This window comes from Acinetobacter sp. YH12023 (assembly GCF_013420135.1).
GTDB classification, from domain to species: domain Bacteria; phylum Pseudomonadota; class Gammaproteobacteria; order Pseudomonadales; family Moraxellaceae; genus Acinetobacter; species Acinetobacter amyesii.
Window position 1 is genome coordinate 1 of record NZ_VOYU01000004.1, and the last position, 23,073, is coordinate 23,073.

23 protein-coding genes are annotated in these 23,073 nt (G+C 41.9%); 13 read left to right on the forward strand and 10 right to left on the reverse strand.

Annotated features, from left to right (window positions below):
• Together FTT92_RS05295 and tusA are read right to left on the reverse strand one after the other, a co-directional pair.
• On the reverse strand, positions 1-628 hold a 628-nt coding region (locus FTT92_RS05295; RefSeq protein ID WP_180171611.1), incomplete at its 3' end, for a phage late control D family protein.
• 133 nt (positions 629-761) lie between these two features.
• Positions 762-1,019, reverse strand: coding sequence for a sulfurtransferase TusA (tusA, locus tag FTT92_RS05300; RefSeq protein ID WP_078189780.1), 258 nt, complete (start codon positions 1,017-1,019; stop codon positions 762-764).
• A 200-nt stretch (positions 1,020-1,219) separates the two neighbouring features.
• On the opposite strand from tusA, the gene FTT92_RS05305 reads away from it, so the two are divergent.
• Both FTT92_RS05305 and lnt read left to right on the forward strand, forming a co-directional pair.
• Positions 1,220-2,059, forward strand: a complete 840-nt coding sequence (locus tag FTT92_RS05305) for an HlyC/CorC family transporter (RefSeq protein WP_078189781.1) — start codon at positions 1,220-1,222, stop codon at positions 2,057-2,059.
• Complete coding sequence (gene lnt / locus FTT92_RS05310; RefSeq protein ID WP_180171612.1) at positions 2,056-3,615, forward strand: apolipoprotein N-acyltransferase; 1,560 nt, start codon at positions 2,056-2,058, stop codon at positions 3,613-3,615. Before FTT92_RS05305 ends, lnt begins: the two co-directional genes overlap by 4 nt.
• Before the next feature lie 83 nt (positions 3,616-3,698).
• Here lnt and FTT92_RS05315 read toward each other — a convergent pair whose 3' ends face one another.
• The 4 genes from FTT92_RS05315 to gspF all read right to left on the reverse strand — a co-directional run bounded on the left by FTT92_RS05315 (position 3,699) and on the right by gspF (position 6,572).
• Positions 3,699-4,037 carry a tRNA-binding protein gene (locus tag FTT92_RS05315; protein ID WP_180171613.1) on the reverse strand — a complete coding sequence of 113 codons (339 nt, stop codon included), beginning with the start codon at positions 4,035-4,037 and terminating at the stop codon, positions 3,699-3,701.
• A 236-nt stretch (positions 4,038-4,273) separates the two neighbouring features.
• Complete coding sequence (locus tag FTT92_RS05320; protein WP_078189783.1) at positions 4,274-4,609, reverse strand: hypothetical protein; 336 nt, start codon at positions 4,607-4,609, stop codon at positions 4,274-4,276.
• A 283-nt stretch (positions 4,610-4,892) separates the two neighbouring features.
• A complete protein-coding gene (gspG, locus tag FTT92_RS05325) occupies positions 4,893-5,330 on the reverse strand; it encodes a type II secretion system major pseudopilin GspG (RefSeq protein ID WP_078189784.1) in 438 nt (145 codons plus the stop codon).
• A 36-nt stretch (positions 5,331-5,366) separates the two neighbouring features.
• Positions 5,367-6,572 (reverse strand): type II secretion system inner membrane protein GspF, encoded by a 1,206-nt coding sequence (gspF, locus tag FTT92_RS05330; RefSeq protein WP_180089615.1) that lies wholly within the window; start codon positions 6,570-6,572, stop codon positions 5,367-5,369.
• Between the two features lie 150 nt (positions 6,573-6,722).
• Here gspF and FTT92_RS05335 point away from each other — a divergent pair, with 150 nt between their 5' ends.
• The 11 genes from FTT92_RS05335 (at position 6,723) to FTT92_RS16700 (ending at position 16,297) form a co-directional block, all read left to right on the forward strand.
• A complete protein-coding gene (locus FTT92_RS05335) occupies positions 6,723-8,945 on the forward strand; it encodes a primosomal protein N' (RefSeq protein ID WP_180171614.1) in 2,223 nt (740 codons plus the stop codon).
• Between the two features lie 79 nt (positions 8,946-9,024).
• Positions 9,025-10,866: a monovalent cation:proton antiporter-2 (CPA2) family protein gene (locus FTT92_RS05340; RefSeq protein WP_180035001.1), complete on the forward strand. Its 1,842-nt coding sequence runs from the start codon at positions 9,025-9,027 to the stop codon at positions 10,864-10,866.
• Between the two features lie 50 nt (positions 10,867-10,916).
• Positions 10,917-11,792, forward strand: coding sequence for an Hsp33 family molecular chaperone HslO (gene hslO / locus FTT92_RS05345; RefSeq protein WP_111885623.1), 876 nt, complete (start codon positions 10,917-10,919; stop codon positions 11,790-11,792).
• Positions 11,793-12,037: 245 nt separating this feature from the next.
• Complete coding sequence (locus FTT92_RS05350; RefSeq protein ID WP_180171615.1) at positions 12,038-12,490, forward strand: DUF2147 domain-containing protein; 453 nt, start codon at positions 12,038-12,040, stop codon at positions 12,488-12,490.
• 284 nt (positions 12,491-12,774) lie between these two features.
• Complete coding sequence (locus FTT92_RS05355) at positions 12,775-13,239, forward strand: DUF2147 domain-containing protein (protein ID WP_180171616.1); 465 nt, start codon at positions 12,775-12,777, stop codon at positions 13,237-13,239.
• A gap of 188 nt (positions 13,240-13,427) precedes the next feature.
• Entirely contained in the window at positions 13,428-13,892 is a 465-nt protein-coding gene (locus FTT92_RS05360; protein ID WP_180171617.1) for a DUF2147 domain-containing protein, read from the forward strand.
• 141 nt (positions 13,893-14,033) lie between these two features.
• Entirely contained in the window at positions 14,034-14,996 is a 963-nt protein-coding gene (locus tag FTT92_RS05365) for a DnaJ C-terminal domain-containing protein (protein ID WP_078192879.1), read from the forward strand.
• A gap of 10 nt (positions 14,997-15,006) precedes the next feature.
• Entirely contained in the window at positions 15,007-15,345 is a 339-nt protein-coding gene (locus tag FTT92_RS05370; RefSeq protein WP_111885626.1) for a chaperone modulator CbpM, read from the forward strand.
• An 81-nt stretch (positions 15,346-15,426) separates the two neighbouring features.
• Positions 15,427-15,690: a YdcH family protein gene (locus tag FTT92_RS05375; RefSeq protein WP_078192816.1), complete on the forward strand. Its 264-nt coding sequence runs from the start codon at positions 15,427-15,429 to the stop codon at positions 15,688-15,690.
• Between the two features lie 158 nt (positions 15,691-15,848).
• A complete protein-coding gene (locus tag FTT92_RS16695; protein ID WP_257231603.1) occupies positions 15,849-16,094 on the forward strand; it encodes a hypothetical protein in 246 nt (81 codons plus the stop codon).
• The gene (locus tag FTT92_RS16700; protein ID WP_249748506.1) at positions 16,091-16,297 is read left to right on the forward strand and encodes a DUF2147 domain-containing protein; all 207 of its coding nucleotides are present in this window, start codon (positions 16,091-16,093) and stop codon (positions 16,295-16,297) included. The genes FTT92_RS16695 and FTT92_RS16700 overlap by 4 nt, the downstream gene beginning before the upstream one ends.
• A gap of 35 nt (positions 16,298-16,332) precedes the next feature.
• On the opposite strand, the gene FTT92_RS05385 is transcribed toward FTT92_RS16700, so the two are convergent.
• The 4 genes from FTT92_RS05385 to recD form a co-directional block, all read right to left on the reverse strand.
• Positions 16,333-17,601 carry a magnesium transporter CorA family protein gene (locus FTT92_RS05385; RefSeq protein ID WP_180171618.1) on the reverse strand — a complete coding sequence of 423 codons (1,269 nt, stop codon included), beginning with the start codon at positions 17,599-17,601 and terminating at the stop codon, positions 16,333-16,335.
• Between the two features lie 138 nt (positions 17,602-17,739).
• The gene (gene pnp, locus FTT92_RS05390) at positions 17,740-19,827 is read right to left on the reverse strand and encodes a polyribonucleotide nucleotidyltransferase (RefSeq protein ID WP_180092946.1); all 2,088 of its coding nucleotides are present in this window, start codon (positions 19,825-19,827) and stop codon (positions 17,740-17,742) included.
• A 273-nt stretch (positions 19,828-20,100) separates the two neighbouring features.
• Positions 20,101-20,370 (reverse strand): 30S ribosomal protein S15, encoded by a 270-nt coding sequence (gene rpsO, locus FTT92_RS05395; RefSeq protein ID WP_067761248.1) that lies wholly within the window; start codon positions 20,368-20,370, stop codon positions 20,101-20,103.
• A gap of 867 nt (positions 20,371-21,237) precedes the next feature.
• Entirely contained in the window at positions 21,238-22,965 is a 1,728-nt protein-coding gene (recD, locus tag FTT92_RS05400; protein ID WP_257231617.1) for an exodeoxyribonuclease V subunit alpha, read from the reverse strand.
• Between the last annotated feature and the right edge of the window lie 108 nt (positions 22,966-23,073).

Consider the following 23,073-nt stretch of genomic DNA (forward strand, 5'->3'; position numbering starts at 1 on the left):
GTTTTTCAATTTGGGCTGAGGAATGCGGCAATTTCAACTGTGCTTCATCGATGAGCCAGTTAATGCCTTCACTGCGCCAAAGTCGGGTCAGAAAGTCATAATCGCTTTCATTCGACTGCATGATGAAGGGCCGAACATCATAGTTTTGGCTTAAACCGCTTAGATCTAGCGTTAGACTGGCAGCAAAGAGCGGACTTTTGCTTTGCCATTCTTTAAAGAGAGTTTCACTGACATCTCGTACCGATTTGTTCATAAACACACGGCTGTTGCGGCGTTTATGCCACAGTGAAGTTGCATCTTCTAAAGTGAGTTTATATAGCGTGAGTGAACCGTCACTCTGCCCTTGGGTCGCTTCGGTAATAATACCCGTGGTACGGAAGAGTTCGCCCTGATCGGTCACTTGATCAACGGCGACTTGTACGCCAATAAATTGTTTTAGTGGAATAAGTGCATTAGTAGATAGGCAAATCAAAGTCGCTTGCAGGCCTTGGTTTAAGACATGCTCCCCATCAATACGTTGAATAAAAAGCTCATCATTCAACGCAGGGTTGGAAAATTGCACATGAATGGCACGTTTTTGAGCGGATAAGCCTAATTTTTCAAGTATAAGAGCAATCGAATTTAACATTTTAAAAGTCTGTTTTTTAAACTTTGTATAATTATGCTGCGAATGATATAGGCTAGCCATCAGACTTGACCAGCCTATTTTATTAATAAAAATGTAACATCTTAATAATTATTATTTTTTACAATCTCTTAAATTAACCTTTCTGAACCAAATAATGAAATTCTTTATTTCCATTTTCATCAAGACGTTCTTCTTGAAGCAAAAGCTCATGACCTAAATGCATACAAAATTTCGGAATATCCCAAGAGGTCGAATTATCTGTTGCAAAAACCTCAACAATATCGCCCGATTTTGATTTACGAATGGCTTGATGCAACATCATCACAGGCTCAGGGCAACGTAAGCCACGGGTGTTTAATTGAATTGATGGGGGCACAGAAGGCTCAGACATTAGAAAACTCAGCATTAAAATCTAAGGCTATTTTAGCATAATCCTGAAGACTGAATGTTAGCTTGAAAAATGCAAACGATAGCGTCTTAAAATGACTTGATCGCTCATCATCTAGATCAACATTAACAATAGACAACTGTATTTTCTACGGTATGATAAAATCATCATTTATTAGATATTAAGAGTCTTTAGGAAAGATCATGCAAGAGGAATCCGGCCCGTCGTGGGGCATGCGCGGCTTACGTAAATGGCTGGGCACTGCACCAGAAACCCGTGACGAACTGTTGAAATTGGTACAAGATTCACGTCGCTTCTTAGAACCCGATACAGTTGCCATGCTCGAAGGGGTACTCGACTTACCTGCAACTAAAATCCGCGAGGTCATGACCCCCCGTACTGCGATGATCAGCTTGCAAGAAGATGATGAGCTATTAGATATTTTGCATGTACTTGTTGAATCTGCACACTCACGTTTCCCAGTCTTTTCCTCAGACCAGCCAGACAATGTTGTCGGTATTTTGTTGGCCAAAGATTTGTTGCCATTTTTGACAGAACCGACCACCAAAGTCGATATTCGTGCATTAATGCGTCAACCCCTATTTGTACCCGAGAGCGCGCGTTCTGACCAAGTTTTACGGATGTTGAAAAATACCCAAACCCATATCGCTGTAGTGATTGATGAATATGGCACAACTTCAGGTTTAGTCACTTTAGAAGATATTCTTGAAGAAATTGTGGGTGAAATTGAAGATGAACATGACAAAGTCGATGAAGAAGCTCAATTTATCATTCCAGATGAAGACCCACTAAGTGCAAATACATGGTTGGTTCAAGCACTTACACCAATTGAACACTTTAACAATCTTTTAGATGCTGATTTTTCAGATGATGAAGTAGAAACTGTGGGCGGCTTACTGCTACAAGAAATGGGCTTGGTCAGTGATTTACAAGGTCAAGTGATTGAACTTGAAAACTGGGAGTTTACCATTTTGGAGGCAGATGCACGTACTATTCATCTGATCCGAGCTGTCCGTAAATGAGAACCTACTTTGATAAGCTGCTAAACCACTCACAACAAAAAAAACAGCTACCTTTCATCTATCCTTTGCTGATTGCATTATTTTCAGGTGCCATCTTCAGCTTGTCGCTGGCACCTTATCATTATTGGTGGTTGGCAATTTTATCTCCAGCCCTGTTGTATGCCTGCCTAAGTCAGCGTGCCCCTAAACAATCGTTTTTCATTGGTCTAGCTTATGGCTTTGGCTTATGGTTTGTCGGGGCTTTTTGGCTGTATACCTCGATCCATGTCTATGGTGATACCAATTCAGCACTGAGTGTTTTGATGATTGCCATTATGGCGATTGTGATGGGGCTGTTTACCGCAGTTCAGAGTTGGCTCTACCGCCGCTTCTTTCCAGAAACACCACTGACCTTTGCGCCACTGTGGGTGTTTTTCGAATGGAGTAAAACTTGGGTCTTTACCGGTTTTCCATGGCTGTTTGCAGGTTATGCCTTTACTGAACGATTCCTCGATGGCTATGCGCCATTATTCGGGATCTTTGGAGTATCTTTCGCGGTCATTGTATTGGCCTGCGCTTTGGTTGAAATCCTGCGTAAACGCATCTTTTGGATTGTTCCATCTGCCCTTGTTTTGCTCGGTGCTTGGGGTGCAGCGCAACTGCAATTTGTTCAGCCTAAAAATGAAAAACCGCTGAGTGTTTCCTTAATTCAAGGCAATATTCCACAAGATTTAAAATGGTTAACAGAATACCAAGCTCAAACCTTAATGAAATATGCGTCATTAAGTCGGACCGAATGGGGGCGTGATGTCATTGTTTGGCCAGAATCCTCTATTCCAATGTTCCAAACCGATATTGAGCCGTTTTTGGATGCGATGAAAATCCAAGCCAATAAAACAGGGACGGCTTGGGTGACAGGTATTCCCTATTGGGATTTGGCAGAATCACAGCAAAACCAACACCCTATGTATTACAACACCATCATGGCAACTGGTGATGAATCTTCTGGTCTATACAAGAAGCAACGTCTAGTCCCCTTTGGTGAATACATTCCGCTTTCAGGGATGTTAAGTTGGGTACTGCCTGCCCTACAAAATGACCCGTCGATGAGTGGCTTTTCACGTGGCGCAAACAACCAAAAGCCTTTGAATGTTAAAGGTCATGATTTAGGTGCGGCGATTTGCTATGAAGTGGCTTATCCTAACTTAACGCGCCGTAATGCCAGTCAAAGTGACTACCTAGTGACTATTTCCAATGACGCTTGGTTTACTGGAACAGCGAGTCCGCATCAACACCTACAAATGGTTCAAATGCGTGCCAAAGAAAATGGCCGTTGGTTTATCCGTGCAACCAATACTGGTATTACCGCCCTTATTGATCATAATGGTCACATTGTGAAACAAGCACCGATGGATAAAGATGCGGTACTGCGTGGTGATTTACCTGCCATGCAAGGCGAAACACTTTACACTCGCTTAAGTGATTGGCCTGTGTTGTTTTTCTCATTCTTGTTGTTGGTTCTCGGTTGGATTTATCGCCCGCGTAAAGTTGATATTTCTTTTAAATCACGCCGTTGATTCCGCTACAAAAGATCAAAAAACCGAGCTTTGGCTCGGTTTTTTATTGATAAACTTTCAACGTGCCAACTCACCCTACTTTTTCAAATTAACTTGGTGCCTAGGGGAATCTCTGCATCAGGCACACAAAGAGCAACATGCCCCTCTGCATTATGAAAACCTGTGACCAAACACTCTGACTGGATCGGACCAATTTGTTTTTTTGGAAAATTTACGACGGCAACGACTAATTTTCCCACTAGATTTTCCGGCTGATACAGCTGTGTAATTTGTGCACTGGACTTTTTAATGCCCAACTCCTCTCCAAAATCCACATGGAGAATGTACGCGGGTTTACGCGCTTGCTCAAAGACTTCAGCCTGCACAATTTTCCCTACACGTAATTCAACTTTCACAAAATCGTGCCAATCAATCTGTTGCATTTTTCCCTCTTTCTATTCTTTGTTGTACTTCATCTGACTATTTATGCATTATAAAAATTTCATTCAGGCTGACGATATGTGAAGCAGACGTTCGATGCGCCAAAACGGACAAAGCAAGGTTATGTTAGAGCGCGTACCATGTAGAAGTATGCACTGATGTACGCTACGAACTGTTCATTAACACGAGACATAAAAAAACTGGAGCAAGCTCCAGTTTGGAAAGTTTAATTTTGGGGTTATAACTGCGTAACTAAATAGGAAAGCATGGCAGCTAAAGATACCATTGGAATATATCGATAAAGACGAACAACCATTTGTTCGATGGCAGATGCATGTTCTTGTTTTAAATTTGCCACAGTCGCTTTTAATGCAGACCAAAAACTTAAAGCCAGTAATGAACTCATTAAGCTCATGGCAAAGAAGCCCACCATAATTTGGCTACTGCCCTCAGTGCTTTGCCATAAATACACAATGCCTTGACTGATCGGCAGAATACTTAAAATCAAAAGAACAGATTTCAGCATAGACCAATGAAATTGGTTAATTTCATCCGTTAATAATAATGCTTTCATACTATCCTCCATGGCTAAAAAAGTACCATAAAAGATATTATGCTCGGTTTTATTTAAATGAAAAGCCTATATTTATTCATATTTTACGATTATTGTAATCAATAAAATTAGGAATAATTCTTATTATAAATATCACATATTTTATATTATACAATTTAAAGTAAATTCAATAACTTAATATTAATTTTATAATTAAGATTTATTATCACTTCACTCAATATTGAAACATCCTATTAAGTGAAGTGATTAATTCCATTAAAACTGAATTTATAATTATTCTCAGTTAGTGTTTATAGTAAATATCGGCATCATTTTCTTCACCGCCAGACTGACCATCCGCACCAAATGAATAAAGATCATAAGGACGGCCTTCAGAACCTGGAATCACATATTGAATGTCATTGTCCCAACTGTCTTTTGGATAGCCACCTTTGATATAGCCTCCCGGCAACCAGTTTTTAGCAGACTCAGGTTTAGTGACCAAAGCATTTAATCCACCGTCTTGCATAGAAGGGAATTTACCATTATCCATTTTGTATTGATCTAATGAGCCAGCGACACTTTTTAAAGTAATTGCTGTGGTATCAACTTTGGCTTTTTCACCACGGCCCATCACGTTCGGTACAATCAGCGCAGCCAAAACACCTAAAATGACAATGACCACCATCACTTCAATTAAAGTAAAACCTTGTTGCTTCATATTTTTTGTCTTCACTTGCATGTTACAAATCTCTGTTCACATCATTGTTCGAATGTCTTAAATCATATTATTCATATTCACGATTGGCAGCATCACAGCAATCACGATCACCAGTACAATGCTCGCCATAAATACCAACATCAGCGGTTCAAGCAACGCCAATAAAGTTGAAATTAAAGTCGTCACTTCTCGGTCTTGCATCGTAGACGCACGTTCGAGCATCCGGTCTAATTCGCCTGAACTTTCACCACTTTTGATCATTTGTACCATCATCGGTGGGAAATAACCACTTCGCTCAAGCTGTGTTGCTAAATTACCACCTTCTGTTACTTTCTCTGCCGCAAGGTTGACCGAATCTCGAATCACCCAATTATTACTGACCGCTGCACCAATTTTTAAAGCATCGACCAATGGCACGCCAGACTTGGTTAAAATCGACAAGGTACTGGCAAAACGAGCGGCATTAATGCCTTTAGACAGTTTGGAAAATAACGGTAATTTCAAGGTCAATCGGTCAAAGGCATAATGTCCCGCCGCTGTTCTGAGGAATCGAACCAAGAGAAAAATCGAGACTACGCTACCGACCAATAAAAATGGCCAGGCCATTCGAATAAAATCACTGGCTTTCATTAAAGCGATCGTTATCCACGGCAAGGCATCTTTGCTTTGGTCAAAGGTTTTGACAATATCTGGGACCACATAGGTCATGAGTCCCATCACAATACCGAAAGACATTAACATCAGGATGATGGGATAAATCATCGCACCCTGCACTTTTTTTTGCATGGCGAAGCGGTTTTCGGTGTAATCGGCAAGTTGATCGAGAATGAGATCGAGATGACCTGAACGCTCACCTGCTGCAATCGTGGCAATATACAGTTCCGGAAAGCGTCCCGCTTGTTGTAGTGCGTTGGCTAAAGAATGCCCTTCCAAAACTTTAGAACGCACCGACATCAACAGGTTTTGCACATGGGCTTTTTCGTTTTGTTTTCCCACAGCACGAATCGCTTCTTCTAATGGAATCGCAGCGGCAACCAAAACTGAAAGTTGGCGAGTCAATAAAGCCAAGTCATAGGCATTCAGCCCTTTTTGAAACCAGCGCTGCTGCGCGTGTTTGTCTTTTTGCTCTATCGGATCGACAGCAACTGGAATGAGTGACTGATCTCTGAGCTGTTGACGAATTTGACGCGCAGAATCACCCTCAAGTACACCCTTCTGCTGCTTCCCTGAAGCGTCTATGGCAGTAAACTGATATGCAGGCATTGTAATGCTCTAATTTTCCAAAATTTCTATCAGCGCAGTTGCGTCTGACCATCAAAATCATTCATATTCTTAGATATAAAATATGAGCTCACTCTAACACAACTCCTTTACGATCACGACGAAATTTAATCAGGAACTTATCCACGTTTTATGGCAAATTCAGCGAGCATTGCAACACCTATTTACCGCGTTCGAGTCGCCGTTCCGGTATATTTATACGACTGCTTCGATTACAGCTTAAGCCAAGAGCAATACCAACAAGCTGAAGTAGGTGCACGCGTTGCTGTATCTTTTGGTCGGCAAAATTTGACCGGCATCATCGTGGAAAAAATTGCACCCGATGCACCACTCAATTCAAGCTTTAAACTCAAGGCCATTACTGAACTTCTTGATGATCGTGCCATTTTAGATGAGAAAGTTTTAAATTTATTGACATGGTCTGCACAGTATTACCAATTTCCGATTGGTGAAGTGATGCAAAGTGCCCTTCCGACGCTGTTACGCCAAGGAAAGCCCTATAATTTATTGGCACGGACATGGAATCTGATTGACCATAATGCTGAAGCCAAAATTAAACGTTCAGAGCGTCAACAAGAAGCGTATAAAATACTAAAATTACATCCCACAGGCACAGGTGAAAATCTTTTAAATTTGTCAGGTGTGGAAACAGCAACACTCAAAGCCTTAGAGAAAAAAGGCATCTGTGAATGTGTGTTAGCAGAACAAGACTTTAGCCCGATGCCGATGAGCATGGCGCAAATGCCACTTACAGCAAACCCTGACCAAAAAAAAGCGATCGATAGCGTATTAAAAGCACGTAAAAAATATCAGGCCTTCCTGCTCGATGGCTTAACTGGCAGTGGTAAAACTGAAGTCTATTTACAAATCATGCAAGAGGTTCTCAAGCAAGGCAAACAGGTCTTGGTTTTAGTGCCTGAAATTGGACTTACCCCACAGACCATTAGCCGTTTCCAATCACGTTTTCATTGCAATATTGCCCTATTACATTCGGGGTTAAACGATTCAAAACGTATGCAAGCTTGGCAAGCTGCGCAAACGGGCAAGGCTTCAATTATCTTAGGCACACGTTCTGCGATTTATACGCCACTGCCTAATCTAGGTTTAATTGTGATTGATGAAGAGCATGATCTGTCCTTTAAACAACAAGAAGGCTTTCGCTATCACGCTCGGGATGTCGCACTTTACCGTGGGCATTTGGAACAATGCCCCGTAATTTTAGGTTCTGCCACGCCTAGCATTGAATGCTATGCCCTTGCCAAACAAGGCAAGATGACAATTTTGGAACTAAACCAACGCGCAGGCACCGCGGTCATGCCGAAAATGCACATCCTTGATCTGAAAGTGGCACAGAAGCAGCATGGAATCAGCCAATTATTAATTGGTGAAATCCGTAAGCGACTTGAGAAAAAAGAACAGGTGTTAGTGTTCTTAAACCGTCGAGGATATGCCCCGGTTTTAATTTGTGAAAGCTGTGCATGGCAGGCCAAATGTCCACACTGTGATGCCAATTTCACTGTACACCGCACACCTTATCAACATTTACATTGTCATCACTGCGGCACCATTCACCGTATGCCAGATCACTGTCCACAGTGTAATCATCAGGAGCTCAAATCTATTGGGATGGGCACAGCCAAAGTTGAAGAAAGTTTAAATGAGTTGTTTCCTGAACATGACATCATTCGAGTGGATCGTGACTCGACCAGCCGCGTTGGTAGTTGGCAAAAGATTTATGAAAAAATTCAAAAAAGTGAGCCTGCTATTTTACTTGGTACACAAATGCTGGCCAAAGGTCATCATTTCCCTTACGTCACCTTGGTGGCGATTTTAGATATCGATTCAGGTCTGCTGAGTGTGGACTTCCGTGCCATCGAACGTACCGCTCAACTCATTGTGCAAGTCACAGGGCGTGCCGGCCGTGGCGAACGTAAAGGCGATGTATTCCTACAAACATTAAGACCCGACCATCCGCTTTTGAATATTTTGGTCAATGAGAACTATCGAAAATTTGCCAAAGAAACCATGAAAGAACGGGAAATGGCACAAATGCCACCGTTTCGCTATGCCGCATTGGTACGCTGTGAGTCAAAAAACCAAGAACTCAATACTGAATTTTTACAGCAACATGCCCAATTGCTGCGTCAGGACTCTGCTGGAATTATTGACATTTGGGGGCCGATTCCTGCCCCGATGGAGCGCAAAGCAGGGCGTTACCAATCCCACATGGTTTTACTGTCTACAGATCGTGCGCGCTTACATTATTATCTGCGTTATTGGTGGCAAAACATCTTGCATAACAAGCCATCAAATATGAAATTGAGCCTCGATATAGACCCACAGGAACTCAGTTAAACGCGTACAATTCAGTCTGAAAATATCAGTCATACTGAATTGCAACTTTCGACCAAAAACACAACTCTAGGACGAGTAAATGTCACTACTGTTACAGATCACAATTTTCCTTGGCGCATCCTTATTGCTTGTCCCTTTGCTCAAGCGCTTTGGTATTGCAACGGTATTGGGATATCTGTTCACTGGTATTTTGCTCGGCCCCGATGTCTTTAACATTGCCAGTGATCCCCAAGCGATCCAAGATCTCGCTGAGTTTGGCGTGATCTTACTGATGTTCCTGATCGGCCTCGAACTCCGTCCACAGCGTCTATGGAGTATGCGTAGTTCTATTTTCGGCATGGGGAGTTTACAAGTCGGTCTGACCGGTCTTGTTTTAGCGCTAGGCAGTTTTTTTGCCTTACAACAAGGCATTGCAGCCAGTATCGTTATCGGTTTCGCTCTCGCTCTTTCTTCTACTGCCTTTGTCTTGCAGATGCTGAGTGAGAAGCAGCAATTAAACACCACCTATGGGCAACAATCCTTTTCGATTTTGCTGTTTCAAGATATGGCCGCGATTCCCCTGATTGCAGTCATTCCCCTGCTCGCAGGAACAGAATCATCACATCACGGAATCGCCTATTTCGCTGCAATCATTGCGACTTTTTCAGGCTTATTTTTATTTAGTCGATACTTAATGCGGCCTTTTTTCCGCTTCGTCGCGAAAAGTGGTGCGCATGAACTGATCACCGCTGTCGGTTTATTTATAGTGCTGGGTGTCGTGGTGTTGATGGATGTACTTGGCATCAGTACCACACTCGGAGCATTTTTGACTGGCGTGCTATTGGCAGACTCGGAATTCCGCCATGAACTCGAAGCGAGTATTGCTCCGTTTAAAGGGCTTTTACTTGGTCTGTTCTTTATGACCGTGGGCATGACCACGGAACTGTCGTTGTTTGTTGAAATGCCATGGTTCATTATCGGTGGTGCGTTGGCACTGATGCTCATCAAAATGGCGTCAGTTACCGCAATTGCACGTTATCTCAAAAATTCATGGCGCAACAGTATTTTACTGGCGACCTGTTTGGCTCAAGGCGGTGAATTTGCCTTTGTGGTCTTTAGTGTGGCGAAAAGTGAAAATGTCGTACAACAAGCCATTTTGGAGCCATTAACACTCATCGTCACTTTGTCGATGGTGTTGACCCCAATGTTGTACTGGTTAATACAATCACAAATTTTGCCGCGTTTTAATCCAAAAACCATCCCCGAATATGACGACATTCCGGATGAACATAATCCTGTGATTATTGCGGGCTTTGGACGTTTTGGACAAATCATTGCTCGTGTGGCGCATTTACAGCATTTGTCTTTTACCGCCATTGATAGCAACTTAGACAAAGTCGATTTCGTACGTAATTATGGTGGTCATCTGTATTATGGCGATGCCACACAACCAGATATTTTACGCGCTGCGGGCATTGAACATGCCAAAGTGTTTGTCCTTGCCATAGATGATATTGAAGACTCGATGAACGTGGCGCGTCATATTCGTCTGAATTACCCTCAGTTAAAATTATTGGTCCGCGCGCGTGACCGTCATCAGGTGCATTTGCTGCGTGATTTGGGGATTGAGCATATTTGGCGTGAAACCTATTTATCCTCTTTAGGGATGGCCTATCACATGCTGTGTGACTTAGGTATCAGCGATGAAGATGCCTATAAAAGTATCGAATTGTTCCGTGATTATGATGAAAAACTGCTGACTCAACAGCAGCAAATCTATACCGATGAACAAAAGATTTATGAAACGCATCGTAACGCTTTAGCTGAACTGGAACATTTGTTTGAAAGCGATGCGCAAGCCCGTGAAAAACCTACAGGTGTTGATTTACAACGAAGCTTACAACGTCATCGTATTGATGTCACAAGAGATGATAATGAATGACTTGTGTTTTACAATATCGTCACCATTAAAGCAGGGTTATGGAGAATTTTATGTCAGATTTACGCCAACGCTTTTTTATTGAAGATAGCCCTGTTCGTGGAGAAGTGGTTCATCTTGAAGAAGCCCTACAAACGATTCTTGCACAGCGTGACTATGCACCTGCTGTACAAATTCTCTTGGGTGAAATGCTCAGCGCGACTGCCTTGTTGGCCAGTACCTTAAAAATTAAAGGTCGTATTAGCTTACAAATTCAGGCTGCAGGCACATTTAAATGGGCAATGGCGGAATGTAATCATCTCGGTGAAGTTCGCGCACTTGCAGATTATGAAGAAGACCCGCACTTTCAAGCCGCTGAAGACAGCAGCACAGTACTGAAAGCCTTGGTAAACCCAGTACTTTTCATTAATATCGAGCCTGAATTTGGTGAGCGTTATCAAGGGATTGTACCTTTAGACAAACCGACATTAGCGGGTTGCTTGATGCAATATTATGATCTATCTGCACAGATCCCAACACGTATCGTCTTAGCAAGCAGCAACAGCCGTTCAGGTGGTTTACTGATTCAATTATTACCACGTAACAACGAAGAAGAACAACGCCGTGTCGATGAAGACCTATGGCCACGTTTAACCATGCTGACTGAGACATTAAAAGCAGAAGAGTTAACGTCTTTATCCGCAAATGAAATCTTATATCGTTTATATAACGAAGAAGAAGTTCGTCTTCCTGAAACTGAAGCCTTAAAATTTGGCTGCACGTGTTCAAAAGAACGCTGTGCAACAGCACTTGAACAAATTGGTGTTGCTGCAGTTCGTGAAACCTTAGAGTTTCAAAACCCAATTGAAATGGACTGCCAATTCTGTAATACAAAATATACCTTTACTGCAGAAGAAGCTTTATCCCTTTTTGGTCAACACCTTAGCTAAATCATTGCATGATTAAAAGCCTAAATCTAAGCATCCCTCGGGGTGCTTTTTTATTGTCCCGAAAAATATTTATACCTACTACTTTCTTCCGCTTAGTCGAATGGTTTCGAAATTTAGAACCTCAACATGATCAGCTGTATTTGCGATCAATTTTTTTTCGAGTAGAATCGCGCCAGAAATAAAGTCAAAAAACCAACAAAGCTTTATTTTTAATAGAAAAATAATGTAAAAAAACTGGATAAAATATGAAACTCAAAACACTCGCTATTGCTTTAGCCATGTTCTGCTTTAGCCCAATAACAGCACATGCAGCAGACCTCGTCGGGACATGGAAAACCATAGATGACAAAACAGGCTATGCCCGTGCTGAAGTCCAAATCACCAAATTAAAAGACGGCAGCTATAGCGGTAAAATCACCAAAGTGCATGCCATCCCCAACCGCCCTGTCACCACCATTTGTGAAAAATGCGAAGGCAAACTCAAAAATGCACCTTTAATTGGTTTACCGATCTTCTCTGGCTTTAAACATAATGCAAAAGAGAATGCCTATACCGATGGCAAGGTGATAGACCCACTTTCAGGCAATACTTATCAAGGTAAAGGGCAATTGAATGCACGCGGCAATGTGCTGACACTTCGAGGTTATGTTGGAACCACGCTCCTCGGCCGGACGGTATCTTGGGTCCGCGTCAACTAAAGCGGCCTTTTGGCTTTCATTGGCATGATAAACTCAACTCCAGACGAGTTCATCATGCCGATAACAATCTACTTTGAGATGAATTCCGACTATTTTACTAGTGCGTAGACGTTCAGCATAAACCTCATTTAGCGCCAACTCGTTCATGTTTTGGCTCAAAATATAAATACCAATCCTTGAAAAATCACTAGAATATTCATATTATTTCAGGCTACATTAAACCCATAATATTTTTATGCCTTTAAGTTTTAGGCATCCGCTTTTTGTGTAATGTGGGTAATTATATGGCTGTTAAATTCCTCCCTTCTATCCTGTTCGGCATGTTCTCCATCTGCAGTTTATCCTCTGCTTTTGCAGCGATTGACCCCTTAGTGGGGACATGGAAAACCATTGATGATCGAACAGGTTATTCACTTGCCGATGTGGTGATTCGCAAAGATAAGCATGACCTGTATTCGGCCACCATTATCAAAAGCCGAAGCGTACCCGGAACAGCAAATGTTTCGACATGCACGCAATGCACCGGTGCTCAGAAAAATAAACCCATGGTCGGTTTAACCACTTTAAGCGGCTTAAGCGCTGATCCAGAAAAGCCCAATGAATTTGTGGGTGGAGTGATGCTCGATCCCAAATCAGGCAAGCACTACAATGCACGCGCTCGTTTGATGAATAATGGCAAGCATTTGATCATCAATGGTCGTACTGAAGGCTCTGCAATTGGACGCAATGTCACTTGGGTCAAAAACTAAGCACGAGGCCTTTAAATCATTAAAGGCCTTTTTTAACTTAAAAATTAGAGTAAAAACTCCATATTAAAGCAGTGTTTTAAAAAAATCTGCCAAATACATCACAAACCATCACATTGATTTTGTAGGGCTTTATATATAAATTAGGCAACTTACTCTAAAAACACAATTCTGAATTTTCAGGGGATGAAATGAAAAAAATATATCAACAATTATTTGCCGGAATAGTACTTAGCACTTTGTCAGGATTGTCAATCGCTGCGGAAACCGATCCGCTAGTGGGGAAGTGGAAAACCGTCGATGACCGCACAGGATATTCACGTGCAGACGTTGAAATTCGCAAAAAAGCCGATGGAAGCTATGAAGGCATCATTGTCACCACACGCAATGTCCCAGGCACTGAAAAAATGGGCGTCTGCTCGAACTGCCCAGGTGAATTGAAAAGTAAACCTTTTATCGGCTTGCCATTTATTTGGGACTTTAAACAAGATCCAAAAAATCCACGTGAATTCCAAAACGGTAAAGTTCTGGACCCGATTGGTGGAAAAATCTATAAAGGCAAAGCAAGACTTAGTGCTTCAGGAAAACATTTAACTATACGTGGGTATGTTGGTGTATCTGTGATTGGTCGTAGTGTCACTTGGATAAAATATTAATTTTAAATGTGTTTTTAAAAGCCTCCTCGTGAGGCTTTTTTATTGTCATGTTTTGAAACAATAAGCTGCAGTTTGCCCCTATGACAGTTTGATGAACCCTTCTATATTGATTAAAACATGATCAATATTTATACAGAGAGTATGCCAGACAATCACTATCAAACTTTAGGGATCGCCCGAGATGCTTCGGCAGATCAAATTAAAAAAGCCTATCGAAAATTGGCGCGTAAATATCACCCTGACGTCAGCAAAGAAGCTGATGCTGAAACGCGTATGCAAGCGATTAATGTTGCATACGACACTTTAAGTGATGCCGAAAAGAAAAAACAATACGATTTTGAACTCGATCATCCTCAAGGATTTGCTGGGTTTAATGCTGGCAACCAAGGTGGTTTTGACCAATCTCAGTTTTATCGCCAATCGACGAGTGATGGTCAGCATGCGGACTTTAGTGGATTTGAAGACTTGTTTGGTCGTTTTGGGCAAGGCTTTGGTGGCGGTGACTATCAGTATCAACGTGCAAACCGCCAAACCAAGAGCTTCCGTGGTGAAGACCAACACGCCAGTTTAGAAGTGGATTTAGAAATCGCATTTCATGGTGCAACGCAGAATATCACCTTACAGATTCCAAGCCTCAACGCCCATGGTGAGCCTGAAGTCCAACGTAAAACCCTGCAAGTCAAAATTCCTGCAGGTATGAAATCAGGTCAACAAATTCGACTCTCCGGCCAAGGGCAAGCTGGCTATAACGGTGGAGCCGCCGGCGATTTATACATTGAAATTTTGTATAAACAAACTGAGCAAACCCGTGTAGAAGGCGTTGATATTTTCCAACAACTGAATATCAGTCCATGGGAAGCCGCATTGGGTCAAAAAATTGCATTTACCAGTCCTGATGGCAAAACATTAGAACTACAAATTCCTAAAAATGCACGTACTGGTCAGCAGCTACGATTAAAGGACAAAGGGATACCAAATAAAACACCCGGACACCTTTACCTGATTTTAAATATACAGATACCAGCTGCACAAACCGAACAAGAGCAACAAGCATATGCGGCTTTTGCTCAAGCTTTTCCGTCATTTAATCCACGACAGTCTTAAGGAGAGCACCATGACAACAATTCATTATCGTGAAATTGTCTGTGACGGATGTAAACAGACTGAAATCGTAGACGAAAAAAGTAGTTTTGATCTACAACACTTTGCCTCTGCCTGTGGGCAAAGTCCAGAATGGGTTCTGCAACTACTCGAATACGATATTCTGCCTAGCCGTTCAGAAGACAGGATTCATCAATTTTTTGGCGATGATATATCTCGCGCACGGCGTGCGTATCGGCTTCAACGAGATTTCGATGCCAGTTTTACTGCGGTCGCTATGATGCTTGATTTAATTGACGAAGTTCAACAACTACGTCGCCAAGTCAAACACCAACAGTTTCATTCACATTAAATGTAATCATGAACGCTCTGCCTCGCAGGGCGTTTTTCTTTTCTTGTAGAGTTTGTCTTGTAGAGGAAGTGATCGACAACCATGAAAACACGAGATTGCAATAAAAAAGTCAAAAACATGTTTCCTGAGTACCGTGATTTGGTCTCTCAGTTACGTGATGAAAATCCATATTTTGCACGGATCTTTGAAGAACATGATGAGTTAGATCGTGAAATTATTCAATTGGAATTAAATCCTGTCAATCACCATAACACGGATATTGAGACCATTAAGCGTAAGAAATTAAAGCTAAAAGATGAAATTTATCGCTTGCTGAAAAGTAACGAAAATGATGATATCTCTTGAGATATCGATTCATGTATAGGGGATTTTGCACGATGCATGTCGTTCGCAGTACAACCCACGAGGCTACGCAATTGAATTACTAAGACCATAAGGATCGGTCAAATCGCGTTGTACTGCAGATTTTTAAAAAACAATAAAATCATGACAAAGGATTCATCATGCAAATACATCATGTGCTATTTGGAGCATTACTCAGTTTCAGCGCTCTGTTACATGCCAATGATATGACCAGTGTTTGGAAAACAATTGATGACCAAACAGAATATTCACGCGGCGATGTCACCGTCGTTAAAAATGCCGACGGGACGTATAGTGGAACACTCACTGCAATATGCCCATTGCCGTACAAACCCTTGGTTGAAGTATGCTTAAAATGTAATGGCAAACTCAAAAATGGGTTTTGATAGGTTCCGAAATTATCAAAGAATTTAAACCAGACCCACAATATCCAAATCAATATAGCAATGGAAACGTGCTGGATCCCCTCTCGGGCAATATCTATAAAGGCAAAGGCAAGCTGAGTGCAAATGGCAAACGTTTAACCATGCGCGGCTATATTGGCGTGTCTGCACTCGGACGTAGTACCACATGGATTCGTAATGATTAGCAACTAAACCCACCCATCAGAGAAACTGACGCGAACTATTTGAGTTTCGTCAGCTTCTCAATTTCTTTCATGGTTTTAACCGTACCTTTGACTGTGCCCTTCACCGTCTGTTTGATTGGTTCATAATCCATAAACCAAAACAGATTCATGTGTTGATCGCCGTGCTGCTGTGCCAACATATCAATCACGCTTTTTTCACCGCGCCCGACCAAATGCCGTCGATAAAAATAATACAGTAGTAAAATCGTGGTCATCAGCATGATGCCGAGCATGATCCAAAAACCGGTTGGCGATTTGAGTCCCGGAATAAACTCAAAGTTCATACCGTATATACCGGTTAATAAGGTTAATGGTGCGAAAATTGCCGTAATAATCGCCAGAATCCGCATATTTTCATTGGTTTGGTTAGCAACGGCTGAAAAATGCAGATCAATGGCGGCCTGCACAGCACTGCGTAATCGTGTGGTGTGTTTTTGAATGCGTTCGATATGGCTGGTTAAATCATCTACCCGAACCAGCATGATATCCTGCTTTTCACTGCGCTTTTTGCCTTTCAAATGTGGGTAATTATCCACAACTTCATCACGCAGTTCTTGTAAAGCTTCAATTTGCTCTTCACACAAATTTTCCACTTGCTGAAAGGCCATATTTTCCTGCAACAACTGATGCCACTTGGTAAAACGTCGATGGCCTTGCAGCAATTCTCGCTGCCAAAACTCGACACGGCGGGTCAAAGGAACACGTAAATCCAAGTATCCATCTACCATATTATTCAGTAAGCGTAATGCCAAATCTAAGGGTGTAATGGCTAATTTTCGTGGTTTATTTTGTTCATCAATCGGACGAGAAATTAAAGTTTCAATCCGTTGGATATAACTTTCAATGGCTTTGTTGCCTTTTTCGCGCACCGTGATCAGCACTTGGGGCGTGATCAAAAAACTGATCGGGGTGGTCGCCAAACCAAAGACCCGCTCATGCTTTTCAAGAGCTTCTGCACCTGCAACAATTTGGTCATCGGGTGTGACCATTTTTCTAAAAATTAATAAATCATAATCATCGAGTGTGTCAAAGGCACACGGATGCTCTAAATTTAAAATATCCCGCAGATGGTATTCATTGATCCGTAGATCTGATGCCTGAAAAATATCACTCTGCCACTGCTCTGGGCGGTTGACGACATCTTCACGGGTACAATCAATCCAAATAAACTCAGGCTCAAGTTCAGGATGATGCTCACATTGCGCTTGGTCTTGCACATAGATATGCGCGGCTGTTGGATGCTGAAAAAAATAATAGGTTTGCATATCTCATTTATTATTGTGTTTACTTTTTGCATGATGCCATAAAAAAAGCCTTGAGCAAGTCAAAGTTCATACTCTGACTACACTCAAGGCTTTTTAGAATCCATTCACAGAGCCGTAACCCTGTGAATCAACAAACCATTAAGCTTGTTCGATGTCTTTCATGGTTAATTTGATACGACCACGGTTGTCGACATCGGCAACTTGTACTTTGATTTCTTGACCTTCAGACAATACGTCTGAAACGTTCGCAATGCGTTCGTTAGAAATTTGAGAGATGTGAAGTAAACCATCAGTACCTGGAAGGATGTTTACAAACGCACCAAATTCAACGATACGAATCACTTTACCAGTGTAGATTGTACCTGGTTCGATTTCAGCAGTAAGCGCTTGGATTTTCGCAACAGCAGCAGATGCAGCCGCTTTAGTTTCACCAAATACGCGAACTGTACCGTTGTCTTCGATATCAATTGCCGCTTTGGTTTCTTCAGTGATTTGACGGATTGTTGCACCGCCTTTACCAATCACGTCACGGATCTTATCAGGGTTGATGTTGATCACTTGGAATGTAGGTGCATGCATTGAAATTTCAGGACGAGCACGGGAAATCACTTGGTTCATTGCATTTAAGATGTGCATACGACCTGCATACGCTTGGTTTAATGCAACTTCCATGATTTCTTCAGTGATACCTTCGATTTTGATATCCATTTGAAGTGCAGTAATACCGTTTGCAGAACCGGCTACTTTAAAGTCCATATCACCAAGGTGGTCTTCATCACCCAAGATGTCAGAAAGCACTGCGAAACGTTCGCCTTCTTTCACAAGACCCATCGCAATACCAGCAACTGGCGCTTTAATTGGCACACCAGCATCCATAAGTGATAAAGAAGCACCACATACAGACGCCATTGAAGATGAACCGTTTGATTCAGTAATATCAGATACGATACGAATCACGTACGGGAAGCGGTCAGCTGCAGGAAGAACAGCTTGTACACCACGACGCGCTAGACGACCATGACCGATTTCACGACGTTTAGGACCAGATTCACGACCAGTTTCACCTACAGAGTATGCAGGGAAGTTGTAGTGCAACATGAAGTTGTCAGTTTTCGTACCTGCTAATGTATCCACCATTAACGCATCACGTGTATTACCCAAAGTTGTTGTTACCAACGCCTGAGTTTCACCACGTGTAAATAATGCAGAACCGTGAGCACGGTCTAATACACCAACTTGTACGTCAAGCGCACGAACTGTTTTCGTATCACGGCCATCAATACGTGGCTTACCTGACAAGATGTTGTCACGTACTGTACGGTATTTAAGGTCTTCGAATAATTCAGCTAAGTCGTCAGCGATACCATCAACGTCTTCTTCTGGAACGAATTGAGCAACAGCTTCAGCTTGAAGCGCATCAAGTGCTGCATAACGATCGTGTTTAACCGCGATTGTGTATGCTTCAGAGATTTTCGCTTCAAACGCTTCTTTTAATTTCGCACGAAGGTCTTCGTTTTTCGCAGGTGCAGTCCAAGTAGACTCTGTTGCACCAGCAGCTGCAGCAAATTCTTTAATCGCTTGGATCGCGATTTGCATTTCGTCATGACCGAACAATACAGCGCCAAGCATTTGGTCTTCAGAAAGTTCTTTCGCTTCTGATTCAACCATCAATACCGCAGATTCTGTACCTGCAACCACAAGGTCAAGGTCAGATTCTTTTAGCTGTTCGTGGTTCGGGTTTAGGATGTATTCACCGTTGATTAAACCAACGCGTGCACCACCGATTGGACCACGGAAAGGTGTACCCGCAATTGCAAGAGCAGCTGAAGTACCTAACATTGCAGCAATGTCAGCTTCCATTGTCTTATCAGAAGAAATAACAGTCGCAGTCACTTGGATTTCGTTGTAGTAACCTTCTGGGAACAATGGACGAATTGGACGGTCAATTAAGCGTGAAATAAGCGTTTCAGCTTCAGACGCACGGCCTTCACGTTTACCATAACCACCCGGAATACGACCTGCAGCATATTGTTTTTCTTGGTAGTTAACAGTCAATGGGAAGAAGTCTTGACCTGCTTTCGCTGTTGGCTGAGCAACAACAGCAACAAGAACTTGTACACCACCCATAGTGATGATCACAGTATTCGCTTGACGCGCAATACGACCTGTTTCTAGGACAACTTGATGCTGACCATATTGGAATTCTTTACGAATAATATTAAACATCGACATGTTTTATTTTTTCCTGATTTTATTCTAGTGGAGACCCCTAAGGTTTGGCATTCATTCAACGCCCCAAACGCTGTAACATAAATGACAAAGCTTAGAAGCCGACCTCACTAGAGATTAAAAACATTAATTTAAAATACTAATTTAAGACACAAAGAAGGAGCGAATCATCGCCCCTTCCCCATTATCCAACCAAGGTTGGATAGACTTTAGTTTTCAGTAATACGGCACTTAGCATGCAATAGTCCGAAAATAAAAGTTTAAATCGAATTAACGACGTAAGCCTAAAGCAGCAATCAATGCGCTGTAACGAGTAGCGTCTTTACCTTTAAGGTAGTCAAGAAGCTTACGACGTTGGTTAACCATACGAATAAGACCGCGACGGCTATGGTGGTCGTGTTTGTGCTCTTTGAAGTGACCTTGTAAATCATTGATTTGAGCAGTTAAAAGAGCTACTTGAACTTCTGGTGAACCAGTGTCGTTTTCAGCGCGAGCGAATTTTGCAATGATCTCTGCGCGATCTGCGTTTGTTAAAGCCATTCGATTTCTCCGAGATGCTTATAAAGTTAACTTTTGATACGAATCAACCGATAAATCAGCTGACTGCCGTGCATCACTACAGCAAGTGCATTATATTAAGGGAAAATCGTCTTAATTGCAAAAAGAGATAGCCGACTTCGTCAGGTTTTCTTAATGACAATAACGCCTTATTTTTCCTCTCGATTCCATTATAAATTTTTTATATGCTTCGACACTCTATACGACACAAAACTGCATATTTTCAACACATTGAATTCCAGATTATTGAATGAATTTTAAACTTATTTTTGATACATTTTGCCACTCGATATTTAGGATACAAAACTCAAACTGGAATAATTAAAAAAAAGCCCGAGCTAGGCTCGGGCTTTTTTGCGCTGTAGTTTCTTCTTTTTTAGTTATTGTTTTATTATTTATTGTTTTATGTGGCGCTTTTCCGCGTCCTTATGTCAAACATTCCATGTTTTAACTTGCACTTCCTTATGTGGTAGATTTTGCCACAACGGCTGTTAGATAAAAGTCGTATTTTTCGTATCTATATGTAAGCTTTTTCGTACATCGGTTAAGCTCTATTTCTTTTCTGTTACAGCATATAGGCATTTCTTATTTTCTATACATAAAAAAGCCTTGTAGTCTCTCCCAAAACTACAAGGCTTAGCGGCTGTAAGTTTCCTATTTCCTTACTTCACTGTAAGTTCGCTGTCTTTTGACGTTATTCTTATACTTTTGCGATTTTACTCAACCATCCGTGTTGAGTTCTTTTTCTGTGAAGTCATCTTCTCAAAAAGCTCTAAGAAGCTCTATGCGCAAATCTCCTGAATCAATGTAAGCTATTTCTTACAAAATACGGTACATTTTTCCCAGGCTTTACAAAGATAGGTGATTGTTAATTTTTTCTAACAAACCACTAACTCGTGCTGTTCTTTTTATAAGCGCTTTTGCCAATGCATCTTTTGCAACAAGTAAACTCACCACTTTTTTTGCACGAGTGATAGCAGTATAAATCAGCTCTTTACTCATCATTTCAGTTGCATGATTTTCCAAAACTACCGCCGTATGGGTAAATTCAGAACCTTGAGACTTATGTATGGTCAAGGCATAGGCGGTTTCTATACTTTTAGGTAGCCGTGTTGCCACAACCCATTTATCCAAACTTGGAAAATAAACCTCAAACTGCGACTTTTCCGTCATCGGTCGTTTTAAGCAAATCCCGATATCACCATTTGATAGTCCAAGTTGATAATCGTTATAGGTCATCATGACTGGACGACCGACATACCAATCCCCTTGTTTCAACACACCCAAGGCATTTAAGACCCGTAGTTCAATCTGCTGATTGAGTTCGTGTAAGCCTAATTTTCCATGTCGAATGGCCGATAGAATCCGATAATCATCAAAATAGCGAATCAATTGGGCTAACCAATCTGTATATTCAGCGGGTTGCTCTGGCCATTGTTTTAACCATGCCACATAGGGCTGAAAACCATACATCAGTTGATCATAATATTTTGCCCAATGTGCCGCACTGTTCGTGGCTTCGGGGAGATATTGCAACTGAATCACATCGCTCATATTCGGTGTCAGTTGAATCGGCTGAAGTTCGGATGCAGATACCACCTGATGTTCGAATTTCACCAGAACTTCTGTGGTTGTTTGCTGTTGTTCTTGTTGTTGAATAAAACGAGCAAACTCACCAATGGCTGCACCCTGTACAAAACGGCGGCTGGTCTGTAAATGGGTACGGTTGGCTTGTAAGGCATCGACATCCTGAAGATTGGCCAAAACAGCGCCAACATCGACCGAAGCCAACTGTTCTGCATCCCCTAAGAGAATCAGCTTGCTGTGTTGAGGGATCGCCGCGAATAGCATCTGCGCCAAACTTAAGTCCAACATAGAGGCTTCATCGACCACAATGACGTCATAGGGTAAGCATTGACGTTCATTAAACCGCGGGATAGCGCGCGTCCCTAATCCCAATAGACGATGCAAAGTCACGGGTTTCAAATGTTTGTGAATAATCGAATAATGCTGCAATGCAGGATCTTTAAACGCTGCTTGTAAGGCTTCCTCCATTCGCTGCGCCGCTTTTCCTGTCGGCGCTGCCATCGCAATTCTTAAATTTGGATTTTGCTCATTCAACACGGCAATAATCCGAGCCAAGGTATAGGTTTTACCTGTCCCAGGCCCACCGGTAATGATATTAAAATTGTGCTGACACACCATGTGCAGTGCTTGGATCTGATGAGGATCGGTCAGTAAATCCTTTTCAATATTAAGCGTCTGCATTTGATTGAGATCTTGCTCGGTTTGCTGCTTTAGACGTGCGACTTGCTTAGCCAAAGCATTTTCTAATGCCCAATAGCGATAGAGATACAGTCGCTGTGAATCAAAAATAAAAGGCGCAACAGGTGTTTTTTCAGCTTGCTCGTGCTGAACCATCTGAGCCAAACATTGAATCTGCGCATCTTCGGCCAAAATACAACTATCGCCTTTTTCCACGGCTTGCATCAATTGTTGAATTAACTGATTTGCAGCAGGATGACTGGCCTGATTGGGTAAATAATGTTGGATTAAATAGTCAATCCAATCCGGCAAAACCTCATCTAAATCAGCTTTTTCTTGGGTATTTTGGGGAACTAAAACCTGCGTTTCTACAGTATTTTCTTGTCCCGCGTGCAAAGGCTGTGCTGACAAGGCTTTTTG